A 19,423-nucleotide genomic window follows, 5' to 3' on the forward strand; every position below is an offset into this window, starting at 1 on the left:
GTCGGGCGGTTCTCAGCGGACGGCGGTCCCATCAGCGGTCGCGTGCAGCTGATCCCGCAGGGTGAGGGCCGCGGGCAGCGGGGTGGCGGGTAGTGCGGTGTGGATGGTCCGGTGGGGGAGCAGCCCGTCGAGCGGGCGCAGAACGAGTTCGGCCGGGACCGCCCACGCGGCCAGTGACGGGACCAGCGCGACGCCCAGGCCGGCGGCGGCGTAGCCGAACTTCCCGGTCCACTCGGCGATTCTGATGAGCTTCCGGGGAGTGAAACCCGCCCGGGCACAGGCGTCGTCGAGGAGGGTCGGGCGGCCGGCGGGCGGGTCCTGGAGCCACGCCTCGTCGCGCAGGTCGCGTAGGTCGATCGTGGCGGTCGCGGCCAGCGGGTGCTCACGGGGGAGGACGACGAGCAGCTCGTCCTGCAGCAGTTGGGTCGTCGTGACGCCCTCGGCCGTCGGAAGTCCGGACGGATAGTCGCTCACCACGGCAAGGTCGAGGGCCCCGTCCGCGAGCCGCTGCATTAGCGCGTTGCTGCGGCCCTCGACGGCGATGACCTCGATGTCCGGCCGCGCCCGCTGGAACGCTCGCAGGGCGGCGGGCAGCAGGGAGATGTTCGCGGTCGCGAACGCGCCGACCCGCAGCGTCCCGCCGTGCCCCGCGTGGATGGCGGCGACCTCCCGCTCCGCCCGCGCCAGCCGATCGAGCACGTCCACGGCGTGGCGGTGCAGCGCATGTCCCGCGGGATTCAGCCGTACGCCACGGGGGAGCCGCTCGAACAGCGGCCCGCCCGCCCGCTGTTCGAGCGAGGCGATCCGGCGGGACACCGCGGACTGTGTGTAGTTGAGCCGGTCCGCGGCCTGGGTGAACGACCCCGTGTCGGCGACGGTGACGAGCAGACGCAGCGCGTCGATCTGAAACACATTCCCCCTATGCATGGCTGCGATGCATTCTAGTCGCTGGTGGAATGCCTTGGCCCGTCCTAGCGTCACACCTGTGGCCGTGGTCGCGTCCGTCGGACCGGAACGCGGCGATGCCGTCACCCGTGAGTTCACATCCGAGGAGGCAGCGTGCTGGTGTTACTGCGGGTCGAGATGGAGCCGGGCCGGTGACCGCGGGAGCGGTGACCGAGCTGACGGCGATGCTGGCCGACCTGGAGGAACTCGTCGTCTGCGAGTCCTTCTCCGCCGACCATGCGGCCCTGGCCCGCAGCGCCGAGGTGGTCGGTGCGCTGGGCGCCCGACTGCTGGGCGCCGAGCCGGAGCGGATCGTGATCGAGGGCGTCACGCACCTGCGGTGGGTGTTCGGCACGCCGCGGGTGCTGCTGGTGGGGCATCACGACACCGTGTGGCCGATGGGGTCGTTGCGCAGCCACCCTTGGTCGGTGGTGGACGGGGTGGCCCGGGGCCCGGGGGTCCTGGACATGAAGGCGGGGCTGGTGCAGATGTTCCACGCAGTGGCGTCGCTGCCGTCCCTGGAGGGCGTGTGCGTGCTGGTCAACGGGGACGAGGAAGTGGGATCGCCGACCTCGCGGGGGCTGATCGAGCAGTCCGCGCGTGGCTGCGCCGCCGCGTTCGTCCTGGAGGCTGCCGCGAACGAACAGGGTGCGCTGAAGACGGCCCGCAAGGGCACGGCACGCTACGAGGTAGTGGTGCACGGCAAGGCCGCACACGCCGGTCTTGAGCCGCACAAGGGAGTCAACGCCGCGATCGAGGCGGCCCACCAGGTCCTGGCCATCACTGAGTTGGCGGCTTCCGTCAACACGGACGCCACGAGTGATGCCGGCTCCGCTCCGGGAGCCGCGACCATCACGCCCACGCTCCTCTCCGCCGGCAGCACACTGAACACGGTGCCCGCGCTCGCGAGGATATCGGTGGACGTCCGGGTGCCGAGTCCGGCGGCGCAGGACCGGACGGACGCGCTCATGCGGGGGCTGACCGCCAGGACGGACGGGGCGCGGCTGGAGGTGCTGGGCGGCAGGAGACGACCGCCCATGGAACCGGAATCGTCCGCCGAACTGTTCGCCCTCGCCGCGGGAATCGCCGAGGAACTGGGTCAGGAGCCGCTGCGGGGGATCGCCGTCGGCGGTGCGTCGGACGGCAACTACACCGCGGGCGTGGGCTGCCCCACGCTGGACGGCCTGGGTGGCGTCGGCAGCGGCGCCCACGCGGATTCCGAACACGTCGTGGTCGCCCGAATCATTCCCCGCACCCGGCTGCTCGCCCGACTGATCGAGCGGACACAGCGATGATCCCTGACCGATCGAAGAAGACGTCCATGGCCACCGCGAACACTCTGCCGCCCGAAGCCCGCGAACTGGCAGAGCATCATCATCTCGGCGCGCTGCAGGGCGCGTTCACCCCCAAGCCGATCGGCAAGGGGCTCGTCGCGCTCCACCTCTTCGCGACCGTCAACCTCCTGGCGATGTTCGTGATCCCGGGCCTGCTGTACTACTGGTTGCGGCGGCTGCCGAACTTCAACCGCACACAGGCCGCGAAGCGGCTGTACCTGTTCGAGCACGGACTGATCGTCCATCCGCAGTTCGGCGACGGCGTCATCGCCCTGCGCTGGGAGTCCGTCCGGCTCTACCAGAACATCATCCAGACGATCATCAACGGTGTTCCCGGCCCCACCACCTACACCTACTCCGCGGTCGGCCCGGGCAGGACGAGCGCGACGATCACGGAGTTCTACGACGGCCCCCGGACCTGGGGGCCGTGGATGCAGGACGCCGTGGTCCGCGCCCAAGGCCAGGCCGCCCTCGAAGCGGTTCTCGAGGGCGGGACGGTGAACTTCGGGTCGTTCACCCTCTCCCGCGCGGGCGTGAGCACCCATGCCAAGGGCCAGCTGCCCTGGTCCCATGTCCAGGAGTGCCGCGTCACCGCGGGCCGGGTGCACGTCATGAGGACGGGTGCGTCCAGCCCCTGGTCCAGCGACGCGGTCGGCAGCGTCGCCAACCTCCACCTCTTCCTGGCCCTCGCCGCCAACCTCGCCGCGGAGTGACCACCCCCACCGGGCCGTCAGCCGGTGGCCGGTCCGGTCCAGTCGGCGGCCACATGGCCGAGGCGGACGCGCTGCGGGTGGTAGCCGACGGGGACGGAGAGGATCTTCTGTCCGGTGGCGAAGTCGATCGCGGTGATCTGGTTCGCTCCGCTCTCGGAGATGATGCAGGCCGTGCCGTCCCCGCTCAGGGTGGCCCAGTACGGTTTCGACGCCGGAACGAGCGGGCCCTCCTGCAGCGTGGTCCGGTCGACGACCGTCGCGTAGTCGTCCACGGTGCCGGCGACACAGAGCTTGGCACCGTCCGGACTCATCGCCAGGCCGTGGTCGCGGGAGTCGTTGGGCCACGTGGTCCGGTCCGGGTTGGTGGCCGGGTTCTCCGGCAGTGTCTTGACCCGGGTGATGCTGTCCGTCGCGACCGAGTACTCGACGAAGCCGTTGAAGAACGACACCTGGAAGTACAGCTTCGACCAGTCCGGGGAGAACGCCACCGGCCGGACCGCATTGGAGAGGTCGGAGCGGCCGAACGCGTTGAGCCGGGACCGCATGTCGATGGTCCGGATCGGCTGGTAGGTGGAGCCGTCGACGACGGTGATGTGCCGGTCGCCCTTGGTCCAGTCCCACAGCGGGTCGTCGAGGTTCGTCTGGACCTCGCCGATCGACATGTTCCAGAGATACCTTCCGTCCCCGGTGAAGACGTTCTCGTGCGGCTTGTCGCCGGTCCGGAACGAGCCGAGCTGGCGGCCGGTCTGGATGTCGATCACAAAGGCCGTGTTCGCCAGCGAGGCGGAGACGACGACGCGGCGGCCGTCGGGGGAGAGTGCCATGTGGTCGGAGCGGTAACCGGCCACCTCGTAGCGCCAGTTGACCTTCCCCGTGGCGAGGTCGAGCGAGACCACGTCCCCGAAGCTGGGGCGGGAGACGACCACGGACTTTCCGTCCGGCGTGGTGTACATGTCGTCGACGTACTGGTCGTGGCCCTCACCGGGGCCCTGCTGGATGCCAAGGTAGATGGCGAGCCGCACCGGGTTGAGGTAGATCTCGGTGAGCCGCTGGGTCCTGTCGGGGATCACGTTGAGGTGCCCGACCTTCGCGAACGTGCCGGTGGAGCGGACCACATCGGCGGTGCCGTCCCAGTTGTTGCCGACGAACAGCACTTCCTTGAGGGGGTCGGCGGCTCTGGGCTCGGCGCCGGCCGGAGCGGTGCACAGAGCGGCGAGGGCCAGGGTTGCGGCGAGCAGCACGAGGGAAGTCCTCGGGCGTTTGCATGCGGTCATGGCGACTCCGGGGGACGGATGCTTCGAACGGGGGCTGGACGACCGGAAGTTCACTGCGGCTCGGGCGGAAGCGGCGCGGCGGCGTGCCGCACGGCGGGGTCTCCAGCACGGCACGCCGGTGTTACTTTTCGGTAGTCCAAAGGAAACCAAGGCGGCTCGCACCACCGATAGGCAGCGGTCCCCAATGACCTGGCCTCCGGTTGTGAATCGGCACCAAGCGTCTCTGGATACCGGGCGGAGGCTCGAAAGCGTGGTGGCTGAACCGGGTCGTAGCGCCCTCGCCGCGGTGTTCCGGGCCATGGCGGGCGATCCGGCCGTCGTCGACGAGGTCGTCGCGGCGGCGCGTGCCGAATCAGCGGAGGTGGCCAGGCTTCCGCCCGCGGAGAACCGGCGGCACGTCGAGGTGATGCTGGCTGCCGGGCTGGCCGCATTCGTACGACCCGGGCAACCCGGCGATCCACAACCCGGCGATCCGCAACGTGGACCGGAGCACGGACCGGAACGCGGACCGCGGGTCGGTCCACAGCTCGGACCCGACTTCGAGCCGGATTTCGTACCGGACTTCGAGGCGGCCGCACTGCTGGGCGCCGACCGGGCCGCACAGGGCGTGCCGATCACCGCCCTGCTGCGCGGCGTCCAGGCAGGCCGTAACCGCGCGGTGCAGATCGCCATGGAACGTGCCCGGGCGGCGGGCGTGCCTCCGGAGGTCATGCTGGAGGTCCTGCTGGAGTCGGACCGCTACACCGGCGCGCTGGAGATTCACGTCATCACCGGCTATCACGATGCCGAGTTGGAGCTGGCCCGTACGGCGCGCGACACTCGCACGCAGCTGTTGCGCCGGCTGCTGCTCGGCGACGCCGGCACGCTGACCGCCGATGAGCTGGCCGAGACCGGCCTGCAGGCCCACGGGCAGTACCACTGCGTCGTGTCGGATGTGACCGACCCGCTGCGCGCCCGCGCTCTGGAACGGCAGCTCGCGACCAACCCCGGCCTGTTCGGCCTGGTCGACGGCAAACTGACCGGGATCGCCGGCCGGCTCCCCACGTCGGCGGTGCCCGACGCCCAAGCGCTGGTGGTGGTCGCACCGCAGGCCCCACTGGACCGGATCCGCCCCCTGTACGCACTGTGCTTGAACGCGCTGGGATCCGCGGAGGAGCTGGGCTTGAGCGGTCTGCACCACGTCACCGACCTCGCCGGGCAGAGCGCGCTGTCCACCCAGCCCGCCATGGCGGACCTGCTGAGCCGGACCCTCCTCGGTGCCCTCGACCCGGCCGACTCCTTCCACCGGCAACTCGCGGCGACCGTCCTCGCCTACCTCGATCACGGGCAGCGCTTCGACCGCACCGCGACGGCCCTGCACGTCCACCCGAACACCATCCGCTACCGGCTCACCCGCTTCGAGGAAGCGGTCGGGATGTCGCTGCAGGCCGTCACCGTGGAGAGCCGGGCGGCCGTCATGGACACCCTGCACTGGTGGTGGGCCCTGCGGACCTGGCTCGGACCGCACTGACCCCGCTCCCGAGGGTCGGCGCCGGTGACGGCGCGCCACCGGACGGTGTCGGATGCCCGGGTGTTCCATCGGTGCGTACGGGTAGGCGAAGCCGACAGCAGCGATCGGGAGGACAGTCCGCTGATGACACAGCAGTCCGAGAAGGCGGCCGGGTCCCGGTCGGAAGAGGACAGCAGGACCAAGGTCACGATCATCATGGCGCTCGGCGCCAATCTGGTCATCGCCGTAGCCAAGGCCGTCGGAGGGCTCTTCGCCGGATCGCCCGCCCTGCTGTCCGAGGCCGCCCACTCGGTGGCGGACAGCATGAACGAGGTCTTCCTGCTGGCCTCGCTCAAGCGCAGCAAGCGTGCCCCGGACAACGAGCACCCCTTCGGCTACGGCAAGGACCGGTTCTTCTGGTCGCTGCTCGCCGCGGTGGGGATCTTCACGATGGGTGGCTGCTTCTCGGTCTTCCAGGGGGTCGAGGCGCTGCACTCGAGCGGTGAGGAGAGCCGTTCCGGCTATCTGGTGGGACTGGGGGTGCTGGTCGTAGCGCTGCTCGCCGAGGGCGCGTCGCTGGCGAAGGCGCTGCTGCAGGTGCGCGGGCAGGCCCGCGCGGCGGACCGGGGCCTGCTGCAGCAGATCCGGGTGGCCGACGATCCGGCACTGCGGACCGTCATGGCCGAGGACGGCACAGCCGTCATCGGTGTGCTGCTGGCCATCGCGGGAATGGCGCTGCACATGGCCACCGGGCAGGTGCAGTGGGAGGCCGGCGCGTCCCTGGCCATCGGCGTTCTGCTCATCTACGTCGCCTACCGGCTCGGGAAGGACGCCCGCGGGCAGCTGATCGGTGAGGCCGTCGATCCCGGGCTGCAGCTGCGGATACGGTCCTTCCTGGCCGAACAGCCCGAGATCGACGCCGTCACCTCATTGCTGACCATGCGGCTGGGCATGGACTCCACACTGGTCGCCGCGCGGGTGGACCTGGTGGGCGGGCTGGACAGCGAGGAGGTCGAGGAGATCTCCGGGCGGATCAAGGGCGAGATGCGGGAGAAGTGGCCGACGGCCGACCACGTCTTCCTCGACATCACCCATGCCTCGGACGAGGACCGCTCCCGGGCCGGCCGGGACCGGGAGATCCTCGACGGGGCGGCCGCGGAACACCCCGCAGGTCACTGACGTGCGCTCGGCCCGCCGCGTGGCCGAGGCCAGGCCCTAGTACCAGCCGGTGCAGACGATCTTGCCGTTGTAGCCGCAGGCCCGCATGACGTAGCCGGCATCGTTGAAGGCGGGTGTGTACGTGCCGGTGCCGGACCGCAGGTAGGTCATCCCCATCGGGCCGGTCCACGTCGCTCCACCGTTGGACGACCGGTCCACCCACACCTGGTTGCCCAGCTTCGACCGGCTGATCCGGCCCCACGCGCAGCGCGTGGCCGCGTTGTAGCGCAGCTCGATGATCATGTCTCCGTTGTGAGCGGTCTTCTTGCTCACGGCGCTGCTGGTGTTGCACACCACCGGCGCGCTCGATGCCGCGTCGGCGACGGGGGCCAGGGTGAGCAACCCGCCCCCGATGAGGGCGATGGCACCGATTCCGGCGGCGATCCGGCGCTTGAACACTGACATCCGCGGTCCTCTCGACAGGTTGTCGGATCAGGCCGGCACGGCCCGAATCCCACAGTGATGGCCCCCGAAGCAGGGGACGAACGGGATAAGCCTCCCCTATCGGGACCTTGTTGTGCGGTGATTCCGCCGCGTGTCACCCGCTCGAGCCACAGTGGACTCCGCCCGGACCGGACCCCGCACCGCTGACCGCTCCGCTCTCGGCGAACCTCTCAGCTGTCGGCGAAGTGGGGGCGCGCAGGGCCGCCGGCGGTGTTTGAGTAGCCGTATGGAGATCTTGGTATTGGGTGGAACGGCATGGCTGGGGCGCGAGGTCTCACGACAGGCGCTGGAGCGTGGGCACCGGGTGACGTGCCTGGCCCGGGGGGAGAGCGGCCAAGTCGCCGAGGGTGCGACCCTGGTGGCCGCGGACCGGAGCGACGCGTCGGCCTACGAGAACCTGGCCGGCCGGGACTGGGACGCCGTGGTCGAGGTGTCCTGGCAGCCCGGCTTCGTCCGCGGGGCGCTGGCGGCACTCGGCGAGCGGGCGGGCCACTGGTCGTACGTGTCGTCGGTCAGCGCGTACGCATCGCATGCGCGGCCGGACGCGGACGAGTCGGCCGAACTGCTCCCGGCGGCCGCAGGGGACGAGGCCGAGCGCGAGGAGTACGGGGAAGCCAAAGTGGCGTGCGAGGAGGCCTCGACGGTCGCGGTGGGGGACCGGCTCCTCATCGCCCGTGCGGGACTGATCGGCGGCCCCGGTGACCACAGCGGCCGTACCGGGTACTGGGTCGGGCGCGCGGCCCGCGAACCGCTGGCGCCGATGCTCGTACCCGATTCCCCCGGGATCCCGACGCAGGCGGTCGACGCCCGGGACCTCGCGGCATGGCTGCTCGACTGCGCGGAGAAGCGGACGACCGGGACGTACAACGCGGTCGGCCCGGTCGTGCCCTTCGGGGAGTGGGTCGCGCTGTCGCGGGAGATCGGCGGCCACACCGGCCGGGTGGTGGAGGCCGATCCCGGCTGGCTGCTCGCCCAGAAGGTGGGCCAGTTCATGGGCCCGGAGTCGCTCGCGATGTGGATGACCGACCAGGACTGGCTCGGCTTCAGCGCCCGCAACGGCGACGCGGCGAGCGCGGCCGGTCTGCGACACCGGCCCCGCGCGGAACTGCTGGCGGACACCTTGCGATGGGAGCGGGAAGAGGGTCTGGACCGGCCGCGCCGGGCCGGGCTGAGCGGCGAGCGCGAGCGGGAACTACTCGACGCTCTGGGGTGAGTGGGGCCCGGTTACCCTGGTGGGACGGGAGCGGCCGACGCTTCCGAACCACGGGGGTGGGCAGCTGTGCTGCGGGTGACGTTGGCCGGACTCAGGGCGTACAAACTACGCCTGTTGCTGTCATCGGTGTCGATAGTGCTCGGGGTCGCGTTCATCGCGGGCACGTTCATGATGACCGACTCGATCAACCAGGTATTCGACCACAGCTACGCCCGCGCCGCGGAGAACGTGGACGCGGCCGTGCAACCGTCGGACGCCGCGAAGCGGCGGCTCGCCGCGCAGCCCGGTGTCACGGTCCTCACCCCGGAGGTGCTGAACGCCGTGCGCCGCGTCGACGGGGTGGCCGCGGTGGCCGGGCGGCTCAAGGCGCCGGCGCCGATGCGGGACGTCGACGGGCAGGTGATGACGACCGACGGGATCGCCGGCAGCGCGCTGGCGATCCCGGACGACGTCGCACTCAGCGGCGGCACGGTCGTCGAGGGAACACCGCCGCACCGGCCCGGTGAGGCGGTGGTCGACAAGGACACCGTCGCGGAACGGCATCTGAGGATCGGTCAGGACGTCGAGGTCGTCGCGCACGATCAGCGGGTGCGGCGGTTCCGGCTCGTCGGAGTCATGGAGTTCGGGGTGGACAACCGGGCCAACGGCTACACCGTCGTGGGCCTGCAACCCGACGAGGCGTTGTCCGTCACCGGGCACACCGGCTACGACCAGATCGACGTACGTGCCACTGCCGGGGTCCCGCAGGCCCAACTCGCGGACCGCATCCGTGCGGTGCTCGGGCCGTCCGCCGATCTCTCGGTCCTGACCGGGCAGCAGTACACCCGGGCAACGCTGCTGCACCGCGCGAAGATCGCCGGAAACCTGCCGCAGATCCTCCTGGTCTTCAGCGTCACGGCGCTGCTCGTCGCGGCCTTCGTCATCTACAACACGTTCACGATCCTGGTCACCCAGCGGATGCGCCAACTGGCGCTGCTGCGCTGCGTGGGAGCGACCCGGAACCAGGTGTTCGTCAGCACCCTGCTGGAGGCCGCGGTGGTCGGGCTGCTCGCCTCGGTGGCCGGGCTCTTCGCGGGGATCGGCATCGCGGCGGGCTTGCGCTCCGTGGTCGGTGCCCTGTCCACCGCGGCGGTGCCCGGGGCGGTGTCGTGGTGCACAGCACCACGGTTGTCGCCGCCCTGACAGCCGGGATGGTCGTGACGGTGGCCGCCGCGGCGATACCGGCGCGCGCCGCGACGACGGTGGCGCCGATATCCGCCGTGAGCCAACAGCCGGACACGACCGCCTCCCGCGGCCGGATCGGCACGTCGAGGCTCTGGGCGGCGACCGTGCTGGGCAGCACGGGGATCGCGGTCATCGCGATCGGCACCCGCTCGGCCGACCTCTACGCCGGCATCAAGGTGATCGGTACGGGGTGCGCGACGGTCTTCCTCGCGGTGCTGGCGATCGGCCCGGTCATCGTCGGACCCCTGACACGCGTCCTGGGCTGGCTGCCGGCCAAGGTGCTCGGCACCCCGGCGAACTGGCGGCCGCCAATGCGCGGCGGAACCCGCGGCGGACCGCCACGACGATGGCGGCGCTCTCCGTCGGTGTCATGCTGATGAGCCTGTTCACGGTGATCCAGGACTCGGCCATGGTCACCCAGTCGCAGTGGATCGAGTCCCACAATCCCTATGACTACTCGGTCGACCCGCTCGCCGGTTCTGACCAGAGTGTGCCGTTCGCCGTGGCGGCCGAGCTGCGCAGAAAACCCGAACTGGCCCATGTCGCCGCGGTCGACGGTACGAAGACCGAGGTGAACGGGCACCCGTCGGACGTGGGTGCCGTCGAAGCGAGCGCCTACGGCTCGCTGTTCCGGCCGAACGTGCGCAGTGGCTCCCTCGCCGACTTCACCGCCGGTACGGTCGCCGTCTCCAACGAACTCGCCGCCACGTTGCACCTGAAGCTCGGTGACACGGTGAAGGTCGCGACCCCACGGGCCGGCACCGTCACGGCCCGGCTCTCCCTGATCTACCAGGTCTACACCGGGCACGGCATCGACTGGTTCGACGTCCTCCTGCCCCGCGACGACTTCCTCCGCGGCTTCGCACCCGCCGGCGACAGCCAGGTGCGGATCCTGGCCAGGGAGGGCGTGAACATCGTCGACTCGCGCTCGGCCGTCCAGGACGTCGTCTCCGCCCTCCATCTGCTCCACATCGGCAGTCTCGCGGAGAAGAAGTCCGACCTGGCCGGCAGCGCCCGGTCGACCCTGACCCTGTTCACCGTGATGCTGGCCATGGCGATCCTGATAGCAGTCCTCGGCATCGCCAACACCCTGTCCCTGTCGGCCGTGGAACGCTCGCGGGAGTCCGCACTGCTCCGCGCCCTGGGGCTCTCACGCGGCGGGATGATGAAGATGCTCTGGGTGGAGACCGTACTGACGGCCCTGCTGGGCACCCTCATCGGGATGCTGCTCGGGGTGTCGTTCGCCGGGGCCTTCGAGCAACTCATCGGCCACAGCCAGGGCGGCGCCGTACTCAGCGTCCCGATCGCGAAGCTGGTCGCGTATGCGCTGATCGCCACGGGGGCGAGCCTGTGTGCGGCACTGCTGCCGGGCAGCCGTGCCGCGCGTGCCTCGGTGGTGGCGGCGTTGGCGGACGCCTGATACCAGCCTCAGGTAGGGGGCGCGCGGGAATGCCGATGCCGATGGGTCCGGCGGACGACCGCCGGACCCATCGGCATCTTCTGATCTGCGTGTGCCACGTGGTGAACCGAACAGTCCTCGGGGGATGTCCGGCACACCGTCGAGCAGACCGCGAATCAGTGGTCGCAGTCGTCCTTGCCGCCGTGACCCTTGCCGCCCTGCTGACCGCTCTCGTGGTGCATGCCCTGCGGGCGGCTGTGGTGGTCGCCACCGCGGCCGTCATCGCCGGTCATGTGGTGGTCCGAGGAGTTCTCACAGCTGTTGCCGAACGCGGGGTTCAGCAGGCCGATCACGTTGACCGTGTTGCCACAGAGGTTGACCGGGATGTGCACGGGCACCTGGAGGAGGTTGCCGGACAGGACACCGGGCGAACCGACGGCCGCCCCGTGCGCACCCGCGTCGGCGGAGGCCATGCCCGCACCGGCGAACAGGGCGGATCCCATGACGGCGATGACCGTGGTGGCCTTCGTGAAACGCGACATCAACAGCTCCTTGATGGAGGAAGTACCGCACCTGTTGCGGCACAGACCCCATGATCAACACCACACAATCGCCATGAAAACCGGCCCAACACGCCGACTTTGCGCGGACGGGAACGGCATCTCACCGCAACGGAGCACGCGACCCCGGCCGTTACCGGAATGCCGGCCCGTTCCGTGGCGTACGCAAGGCCGGGGAAGACGGCCGGCAGGAGCCGGTCCGGGAGGTCCGCCGACGGCAGATCGCGGTTCAGGCCGGTCGGTAGACGGCGGCGGCGAGATGGACGAAGGAGCGGATCAGCGGGTTGGTGTCGCTGCTGTTCCACGCGATCACGAGGTCGCTGGACGGCATGTCGATCAAGGGCACGGAGGTCAGGCCCTGGGGAAGGGCGTGGGCGAGCGGTGCCAGTCCCACGGCGCCGTCCCACAGGACGGACTGCAGGCACTCGTGCACGGTGCGCACGACCGGGCCGTCCCGTCGGTGGGCGGTCGCCGGCGGGCCGTTCCAGAAGGCCCGCCACGCGGGATCGGTCCCTTCGGGCAGCTGGAACCATCGCCGGTCCGCGAGATCGTCCGGTCGCAGGCTCCCACGGTCGGCGAGCGGGTCGTCGGTTCGCAGGACCACGCCGACGGGGTCGGAGCGCAGCACGCGGACGGTGATGCCGGTGTCGTCGAAGGGCGCCCTGGTCAGGGCCACGTCCACCAGGCCGGCCCGCAGTCCGGCGGTCGGGTCGGTGAAGTCGGCCTCGCGGATGCGGACACGGGCACTGGGGTGACGTTTCCGGTAGGCGGCGGCCAGCCGGGTGTCGACCTGTTCGGCGCTGTCGGCGAGGGTCCCGATGGTGAGGGTGGCGGTGCCGCCCGCGGCCGCCACCCGGGTACGGAGCTGTTCGACCTGGGACAGCAGGGTGCGTGTCTCGTCGTAGAGCACGGCCCCGGCGTCGGTGAGCGAGACACCGGCGGGGGTGCGGTGCAGCAGTGCGCAGCCGAGGTCCGACTCCAGTTGCTGGACGGCCCGGCTCAGGGGTGGCTGGGTCATGTGCAGTCGTGCGGCGGCCCGGCCGAAGTGGAGCTCTTCGGCGACCGCCACGAAGTAGCGCAGCGTCCGCAAGTCCATGAACAGCAACGATACCCGCTCAGTATCGGCGGGAAGGAATCGGTGTTGGACACCTGGGACACCCCGCGGCTGACTGGGACCACGGGACCCGCCACGACAGGCCCCCGACGGACCCCCGGGTGTCGGAACGGCACCGCCGGCTCGGTTCGATCGTCGACGAGACCCAGGAGCCACGATGGCCGCACACGTCATGCCGGACCCCGCCGTACAGGTCACGGAGGTGCGGGAACTCGCCCGTGACCTGGTGGTCATCCCTGATCGGCGGGTCCAGCTCGTCCCGAACATCGGCATCATCGGCGGTCGGGAATCGGTTCTGGTCGTCGAGACGGGCCTGGGCCCCGGCAACGCCGCGAAGGTGCTGGAGTTCGCGGCCGACTACGCCAGGGGCCGCCGGCTGTTCCTGACCACGACGCACTTCCACCCCGAGCACTCCTTCGGCGCGCAGGTCTTCGCCGGCGAGGCGACGTTCCTGGTCAACCGGGCCCAGGCCGAGGACCTGAAGGTGAAGGGCGCCGGCTATCTGGAGATGTTCAAGGGGCTCGGGGAGCCGGTCGCGCGCCGGCTGCGGGGCGTCGAGCTGGTGGAACCCGATGTCGTCTACGACGAGGCGTACGACCTGGACCTGGGAGGCCGGGTGGTCCAGCTGCGGGCCACCGGCCGGGCACACAGCAAGGGGGACCAGGTCGTCAGGGTGCCGGACGCCGATGTCCTGTTCACGGGGGACCTCGTGGAGGCCGGCCAGTTCGCCATCTTCCCGTGGTTCCCGCCGTACGACGCCGACGTCTCGGGCACCCGCTGGCTCGCCGTGATGCAGCGGCTGGCCGCCGAGGGCGCGGGGGTCGTGGTGCCCGGTCACGGTGACGTCGGCGGCCCGCGGCTCCTGTCGGACGTCCGCGACTACCTGCGGCTCCTGCGCGACGAGACCTGGATCCGCCGGGACTCCGCGGTCGGTGAGCAGACGATCATCGACGAGATATCGGCGCTGATGATCGAACGGCACCCGGACTGGGCCGGTCAGGAGTGGATCGAGAAGGGCGTCAGCTGCCTCTGCTCGGAACACCCCGCGTGAGACACGCCGGCGCATATTCGGTCGCAGTCCGCCGCGAGTCGGACACCTGTGCGGGTACGCCGGGTTAGGGCGGTCGGGGGCCGCCGGGTCAGGCGGTCCGGGCCGGAGTCACCGACCCCGGTCAGGCCGTCGCGGGACGGCGGCGGATGCTCCAGCCGAACGTGCCCCGACACACCAGGTCTCCCGCCGCGTCGGTGACGTCGGCGACGGTGGTGATCCGAGCCCGGGTCGCCTTGCCCGACAGCACCGGTCGCAGCACACGGCGGGCCTCGGCGTCGAGGCGGCAGGACGCCAGGAGCTTGCCGCGGGCGGGCGCCCGGAAGTCGAGCGCCGCGGTCGCCCCGAGCGGAACGACGTGCTGGAAATCGTCCGCGGCCTCGCACGCGGCGATGATCGCCGCCAGCCCCGCGGCGTCGACCAGTGTGATGAGACCGCTGGAGTGCAGGGAACCGATGACGTTCGTCATCTCCGGCAGCGTCACCATGGCGACCTCGGCGGCGCCGTCGGCGGCGCGCAGGACTTCGAGCCCCGCCGCCCGATGGGCCGGTATCGGTTCCAACAGCGCGCGAGCCAATGTCGTGACGTCCACGGGCGCAGCGTGACAGCACGGGGGAACGCGGGAGTGGCCGCAGCCCCAACACCGCGCGAAAGTAGGTGGTCCGTGACCGGTGGCGCGCGCTAGGTTCGCCGGGCGGCATCGATCTCCGCGCCTCCGAAGCCCCCGAACGGACAAGGTTCTTTGTGACGCTCATTCGTATCGCCCGCGCCGACGAACTCCCCGCCCTGGTCGAGCATCCCGGTGATGCCGAACGCAACGCCGCGACCCGCGAGTACCTCACCGGGCTCCTCGACAGCGGATGCACGCGGCCGCGGTGGTGCCTGGTCGCCGAGGGCGGCGACGGGCGGCCGGCCGGCAGCGCGGTGCTGTGGACCATACCGGGCCAGGAAGTCCCTCGCGCCCTCGTGCTGTTCGAAGCACCCGAGGACTCGCCGGAGACCGGCGTCGCGCTGCTCGACGCGGCAGCCACGCAGGCCAGGGAGCTCGGAGCGACCGAACTGGAACACGTCCTGGACTCGCCCGCCCAGGCCCCGCAGTTCCAGCGCGACCCCCAGCGCCGGCAGGAGCTCCTGCGGGGCGCGGGGTTCGGGCTCATCCGTGACGGGCTGCGCTTCCGCCGCACGCTGGCCGGGGAGCAGCTGACCGCGGATGACGCCCGGCTGGACTTCCGTTCGCTCGCCGTCATCGGCCGGGAGCCGTTCATCGACGCGCTGGAGGAGCTCCTCGCGGACACCGCCGACGCGCGCCTCACCGCCGACGTGGACAAGCACGGGTTGCGGCACGCGGCCGAGCTGCTCTTCGAGGACACCGCCGGGCTGCGGCACGAACCGGAGTGGTGGGAGCTCGGCTACGCCGCGGACGGCACCCCCGCCGTGGTCAGCCTGCCCGCCGAGAACCCCAGCGTGCCGGTGATCGGATTCGTCGGCGTCACACCGGCCCACCGGGGCAACGGATACGCGGCCTCGGTCGTACGCCGGAGCACCCGCATTCTCGCGGCGAACGGCGCGACCGAGATCCGTGGGGACTGCGACCGGGCCAACGTGGCCATGGCCAAGGCGTTCCGGAGCGCCGGATACGAGAACTTCGCGGGCCGGCTGGAGTTCAGCCGCGCGCTGTGATCCCGGCGGACGCTCAAGGCCCCGCCCGGCACCGTGGCCCCCCTCAGCAGGACCGCTCAGCCGCCGGTGCGGATCGAGCAGTTCGCGTCCGGGGCGCGCCCGGCGGGCCAGGCCAGCCGGTCGAAGGCGGCGGACTTGGTCACCGGGTCCAGATGCACGATGGCGACCGCCTTGTTGTAGGGGTTGCCGTACTGGTCCAGGCAGATCCAGCCGCCGGCGCCGTTGACCCGGTTGCCGCCGTGCAGCCGGAGCCAGCTGTTGGCCACCTCGTCCAGGGTGGGCATCTCCACCTTGCCCACGGTGTCGTTGCGGATGCCGCTGATGGCCGTGGTGACGGAGTCGTACGTGATGATGGTGCGCGAGTCCGAGAGCGAGGTCCGGCCGATGCCGGTGGCCGACGTGTTGCCGAACGTCGTGGCGAGATCGGCGAGTTCCTTGTACGCCCTCCTGGAGCCGCCCGGCGTCTCGGGACCGTCGCCGCTCCAGGAGTCGGGGTGCGCGAGGGCGGCATAGCGGACGGTGATTCCGGCACCCGCGGTGAGCGAGGCCCACTGGTCCTGGAACTTGGCGTCCACGGTCAGGGTGGAGGCGTGCGAACCGCTGATGACCGTGTAGTGCTTGGCGCAGTTGCGGCGTCCGAGCTCGATGAGGAACTGCCGCAGCTGCACCGGACGTCCGGCGAAGTAGATGGTCTTGGCGTCGGAGGAGCAGATGTCCGGGACCATCTGGTGGAAGTCGTTGGCGAGGTTGCCCTCGTCGTTGAAGTCGGTGGGGGACCGGAAGGTCTCCGGGGCGTGCGGTGCGCCCTTGGCGAGCTTCTCGAAGGCCTGGCGCAGGGTGGTGAGGTAGTTGTCGTCCTCCCGGACGTCCTCCACGACCATGGTCTCGGCGGGTTTGATGTCCGATCCGAAGGAGCCCAGGGCGGCCGCCTGGTCGGAGTTGCTGGGGGCGACGCGGGCCAGGCCGGGGTAGGCGTGCGGGCGGGCGGCGCTGTTCATGATGTCGTCGGCGGTCATGGGTCCGGCGACCACGGGAATGCCCTTGGCCGCGGTGAGGAAGGCGATGGCCTTCTCGGTCTCCTTGAGGCTGATGTTGATGCCCGTGACGGCGCGGAGGTTTTCGGTCGGTGAGGCGGCGGCGTCGGCGAGCTGCTGGGCCACCGGCTCCCAGAACTCGTAGTTGCGGCCGGGGTTCGCGAGCAGCAGCCGGATGGGCGGCCGCTGCCCGTTGGCCTGGTGGTTGGCGCGGTACTGGGCGAGATAGGCGCCCTGCACCTGCTCGGTGAACTCGTGCTGTTCGGCCGGGTTGTCCGAGATCATCGGGATCATCAGGGCGACGGTGGCCGGTGACTTGTCGGCGATGCTGTCGTTCTCGGCCTTGATGCGCCCGAAGACCGGTGCCAGCGCCTCGGCGAAGTGGAAGCTCCCGTCGGTGACTCCGGTGCATTCGCTCTTCGTGCCGCGCTTCTCGACGCCGTGCGCGCACCCGGTGTCATCCGTGACCAGCCAGGCCACGAGGAAGTAGATGCCCAGGCCGAGTACGACGGTCGCGGTGCCGAGTACCAGGGCGCGGTAGAGCCTTCCGTCGGGCAGTAGCTTCATGTGCCGGACACTCCGTAGGTCTGCAGGTTGGGCGCCTGGGTCCAGTGGTGCAGTTCTCGCGGCCACTCCTCATGGGCGCGGAAGAAGATCTTCTGGGCCTCGGGCCCGCTGTTCTGGGCCAGGGTGAGCAGCTGCAGCCCGATGCTGTTGATCGAGGCGGCCATGGGGACCGACAGCGGCTGGGACAGCTGCCACAGGTGGTTCACGAGGAGCCGGACCGCCTGGTGGACGGGATGATCGGCTTCGGCGGCGCAGCCCGGGCACGGCACGGTGTCGTCGGCCGGGGCGGGCAGGGTGTCCGGGGGAGCGGGTGCCGCGCAGACGAGGTTCACGGCGGACAGCCACCCCGTGGCGTCCTGCTCGGTGAACCGCCGGTGCAGACAGCGCACGACCAGGTCCGTCTCGCCCAGCGCGAGCGAGTGGTGCAGATAGCGCGTGTCGGGGCGATGGGCGGCACCGCCCTGGTCGTGCGGGTCGTACAGGGACCGGCAGCGCCGGTGGATGGTCTGCCACGGCTCGGCGCCGGGCACCCGGCCGGTGCGGGCGCTCAGTTCGTGCAGCAGCAGAAGCCGCAGCGGTGCGTCGCCGACGAACGGCCCCTCGACACCGGCCCAGAGCACCTGGGACCACTGGTTGTCGCGCAGATGGGCCAGCGCCTCCTGGACCGGGACACCGCCCGGGTCCTGCGGCGGGTAGACGGTGCTGAGCCGGTACGCGGCCATGTCGTCCAGCGCCGACGCGTAGTAGGTGAGCCGCTCACGGGCCACCTCGTCCGGTATCAGACGCTCCAGCAGCCTGCCGTTCACGGACGGTTCCGGGTCGGCGGCGGCCGGAAGGTCGAGGAGCCCCGCGAGGCTGGTGTCCTCGCGCAGCCGGACACGTCGCGCGACGGCCTGGACCAGGCTGTGGGCCACCCCCGCCCGCCCACCGCTGAGGCGCAGGATGAGCCGGGCGGCACCCGGTGGCGGGTGGTCCTCCCCGAACATGTCCTTGACCTCGTCGAGATCCAGCTGCGCCAGCCGCAGCGGCACGATCCAGTCGGCCGGCGCGTTCGGCCGGCTGTCCTGCCAGAAGGACCGGATCACGCGCCGTGTCGACGGCAGTATGTCGTCGTCCCGCACGGGTGTGACCTCCTGCAACGCCGTCGCGATGACGACCGGCCGCATCACCCTGCGGGAGCCGGCCGCCTCCTCGTGCCAGACCCGCACCAGCGCGTCCAGGAACACCCGGCCCAGTGGGCTGTGGACGTTGTCCAGGAGCAGCAGCGGACGCGGCACGCCGTTGGCCACCTGCAGGAAGCCGTAGTGGTCCGCGATGTCCGCGAGCAGCGCGGCTATCAGGAACCGTTCGGCCAGCTGCCGGTCCTCCGCGTCACCGCGGAACCTCATCGCCAGTTCCGTCAGCTGGTCGTGGGCATCGCCCTGCGGTGCCACCTGCCGGCTCGCCCACCACGTCAGACCGCCCCGGTGCGCGCGCGGGCTGAACAGCTCGGCGGCGACGATCCGCAGCAGCGCCTGCACCATCGCGTCCATCCCCGCGGGCAGCGGCAGCGGGCCGACCGCCTGGATGACCTCGTCGACCCAGGCCGCGGCCTTGTCCCTGCGCCGTTGCTGGTCGGGCTGGCTCGCTCTGAGCAGTTCCGCGAGCCGCCGTTTCGCGGCGGCCAGTTCCTCCGGCCGCACCGCGTGCCCGGGGTTGTCGGCGCTCTCCGCCTGCCATCCGCTGACGGCGAGCAGCCCCTGCGTCAGCCGGGGGAAAGACATTTTCTTGCCGAATTCCGCGGGTTTTCTGCTCAGCCGGAAATTGAGATAGAAGAGCAGATCAGACGTACGGGAGGCATTCGCCGTGGTGTCCTCGGCCAATGCGGCGAGTCCCGGCTGGCCGAAATCGATCGCCGCGAGATCCGCGTGTGCCTGAGGTATGCGCTGTGCGTACTGTTCGGCGAGGGCCGTCAGAGCGGCGCTCTTGCCGGAGCCACGGCCGCCGACGCATTTGATCAGCAGCGGATGACCCCGCCGTGGCGGGTCGATGCGCCCCGTGCCGCTCGGCTTGAGCCCGACCAGTGAGGGCACCACGGTTTCCAGTAAGACCGTCCCCCCGTACAGCCTTGCCATGATCCTCCCGGTCGCCCGCCTCAATGGTGCGCAGCAGCAGTGACAGGAGAATA

Annotated in this window: 17 protein-coding genes and 1 pseudogene; 10 read left to right on the top strand and 8 right to left on the bottom strand. The window is 70.8% G+C overall.

The features are described from left to right. Positions 1 to 12 precede the first annotated feature (12 nt). Positions 13 to 912, bottom strand: coding sequence for a LysR family transcriptional regulator (locus LNW73_RS33300; RefSeq protein WP_250992548.1), 900 nt, complete (start codon positions 910 to 912; stop codon positions 13 to 15). Between the two features lie 218 nt (positions 913 to 1,130). On the opposite strand from LNW73_RS33300, the gene LNW73_RS33305 reads away from it, so the two are divergent. After that, positions 1,131 to 2,240: a M20/M25/M40 family metallo-hydrolase gene (locus LNW73_RS33305; protein WP_250993118.1), complete on the top strand. Its 1,110-nt coding sequence runs from the start codon at positions 1,131 to 1,133 to the stop codon at positions 2,238 to 2,240. Between the two features lie 26 nt (positions 2,241 to 2,266). After that, on the top strand, positions 2,267 to 2,992 hold the full coding sequence (locus LNW73_RS33310) for a DUF6585 family protein (RefSeq protein WP_250992549.1): 726 nt from the start codon (positions 2,267 to 2,269) through the stop codon (positions 2,990 to 2,992). A 17-nt stretch (positions 2,993 to 3,009) separates the two neighbouring features. Here LNW73_RS33310 and LNW73_RS33315 read toward each other — a convergent pair whose 3' ends face one another. Beyond that, positions 3,010 to 4,266: a YncE family protein gene (locus LNW73_RS33315; protein ID WP_250992550.1), complete on the bottom strand. Its 1,257-nt coding sequence runs from the start codon at positions 4,264 to 4,266 to the stop codon at positions 3,010 to 3,012. A gap of 250 nt (positions 4,267 to 4,516) precedes the next feature. On the opposite strand from LNW73_RS33315, the gene LNW73_RS36525 reads away from it, so the two are divergent. Both LNW73_RS36525 and LNW73_RS33325 read left to right on the top strand, forming a co-directional pair. Beyond that, positions 4,517 to 5,776, top strand: a complete 1,260-nt coding sequence (locus LNW73_RS36525) for a helix-turn-helix domain-containing protein (RefSeq protein ID WP_250992551.1) — start codon at positions 4,517 to 4,519, stop codon at positions 5,774 to 5,776. A 123-nt stretch (positions 5,777 to 5,899) separates the two neighbouring features. Continuing rightward, positions 5,900 to 6,934: a cation diffusion facilitator family transporter gene (locus tag LNW73_RS33325; protein WP_250973958.1), complete on the top strand. Its 1,035-nt coding sequence runs from the start codon at positions 5,900 to 5,902 to the stop codon at positions 6,932 to 6,934. Positions 6,935 to 6,970: 36 nt separating this feature from the next. On the opposite strand, the gene LNW73_RS33330 is transcribed toward LNW73_RS33325, so the two are convergent. Continuing rightward, on the bottom strand, positions 6,971 to 7,378 hold the full coding sequence (locus LNW73_RS33330; protein ID WP_250973957.1) for a DUF2690 domain-containing protein: 408 nt from the start codon (positions 7,376 to 7,378) through the stop codon (positions 6,971 to 6,973). Between the two features lie 265 nt (positions 7,379 to 7,643). Here LNW73_RS33330 and LNW73_RS33335 point away from each other — a divergent pair, with 265 nt between their 5' ends. The 4 genes from LNW73_RS33335 to LNW73_RS33350 all read left to right on the top strand — a co-directional run bounded on the left by LNW73_RS33335 (position 7,644) and on the right by LNW73_RS33350 (position 11,274). Further along, positions 7,644 to 8,630 carry an NAD-dependent epimerase/dehydratase family protein gene (locus LNW73_RS33335; RefSeq protein ID WP_250992552.1) on the top strand — a complete coding sequence of 329 codons (987 nt, stop codon included), beginning with the start codon at positions 7,644 to 7,646 and terminating at the stop codon, positions 8,628 to 8,630. Between the two features lie 114 nt (positions 8,631 to 8,744). Further along, a complete protein-coding gene (locus LNW73_RS33340) occupies positions 8,745 to 9,812 on the top strand; it encodes an FtsX-like permease family protein (protein WP_250992553.1) in 1,068 nt (355 codons plus the stop codon). Next, the gene (locus LNW73_RS33345) at positions 9,782 to 10,231 is read left to right on the top strand and encodes a hypothetical protein (RefSeq protein ID WP_250992554.1); all 450 of its coding nucleotides are present in this window, start codon (positions 9,782 to 9,784) and stop codon (positions 10,229 to 10,231) included. Before LNW73_RS33340 ends, LNW73_RS33345 begins: the two co-directional genes overlap by 31 nt. Then, on the top strand, positions 10,201 to 11,274 hold the full coding sequence (locus LNW73_RS33350) for an ABC transporter permease (protein ID WP_250992555.1): 1,074 nt from the start codon (positions 10,201 to 10,203) through the stop codon (positions 11,272 to 11,274). The genes LNW73_RS33345 and LNW73_RS33350 overlap by 31 nt, the downstream gene beginning before the upstream one ends. Before the next feature lie 248 nt (positions 11,275 to 11,522). Here LNW73_RS33350 and LNW73_RS33355 read toward each other — a convergent pair. Then, positions 11,523 to 11,795 (bottom strand): annotated as a pseudogene (locus LNW73_RS33355) (chaplin); the annotation flags it as partial. A gap of 247 nt (positions 11,796 to 12,042) precedes the next feature. Next, positions 12,043 to 12,909, bottom strand: coding sequence for a LysR substrate-binding domain-containing protein (locus LNW73_RS33360; RefSeq protein ID WP_250992557.1), 867 nt, complete (start codon positions 12,907 to 12,909; stop codon positions 12,043 to 12,045). A gap of 175 nt (positions 12,910 to 13,084) precedes the next feature. Here LNW73_RS33360 and LNW73_RS33365 point away from each other — a divergent pair, with 175 nt between their 5' ends. After that, complete coding sequence (locus LNW73_RS33365) at positions 13,085 to 13,978, top strand: MBL fold metallo-hydrolase (protein ID WP_250992558.1); 894 nt, start codon at positions 13,085 to 13,087, stop codon at positions 13,976 to 13,978. Between the two features lie 121 nt (positions 13,979 to 14,099). Here the strand turns inward: LNW73_RS33365 and LNW73_RS33370 are convergent, their stop codons facing one another. Further along, the gene (locus LNW73_RS33370) at positions 14,100 to 14,567 is read right to left on the bottom strand and encodes a PaaI family thioesterase (protein WP_250992559.1); all 468 of its coding nucleotides are present in this window, start codon (positions 14,565 to 14,567) and stop codon (positions 14,100 to 14,102) included. A gap of 152 nt (positions 14,568 to 14,719) precedes the next feature. On the opposite strand from LNW73_RS33370, the gene LNW73_RS33375 reads away from it, so the two are divergent. Beyond that, positions 14,720 to 15,655 carry a GNAT family N-acetyltransferase gene (locus LNW73_RS33375; protein ID WP_250992560.1) on the top strand — a complete coding sequence of 312 codons (936 nt, stop codon included), beginning with the start codon at positions 14,720 to 14,722 and terminating at the stop codon, positions 15,653 to 15,655. Between the two features lie 56 nt (positions 15,656 to 15,711). Here the strand turns inward: LNW73_RS33375 and LNW73_RS33380 are convergent, their stop codons facing one another. Continuing rightward, positions 15,712 to 17,256 (bottom strand): ABC transporter substrate-binding protein, encoded by a 1,545-nt coding sequence (locus LNW73_RS33380; RefSeq protein ID WP_250992561.1) that lies wholly within the window; start codon positions 17,254 to 17,256, stop codon positions 15,712 to 15,714. Then, positions 17,253 to 19,328, bottom strand: a complete 2,076-nt coding sequence (locus LNW73_RS33385) for a hypothetical protein (RefSeq protein WP_250992562.1) — start codon at positions 19,326 to 19,328, stop codon at positions 17,253 to 17,255. The genes LNW73_RS33380 and LNW73_RS33385 overlap by 4 nt, the downstream gene beginning before the upstream one ends. Between the last annotated feature and the right edge of the window lie 95 nt (positions 19,329 to 19,423).

Source organism: Streptomyces sp. RKAG337 (assembly GCF_023701715.1).
GTDB lineage: Bacteria > Actinomycetota > Actinomycetes > Streptomycetales > Streptomycetaceae > Actinacidiphila.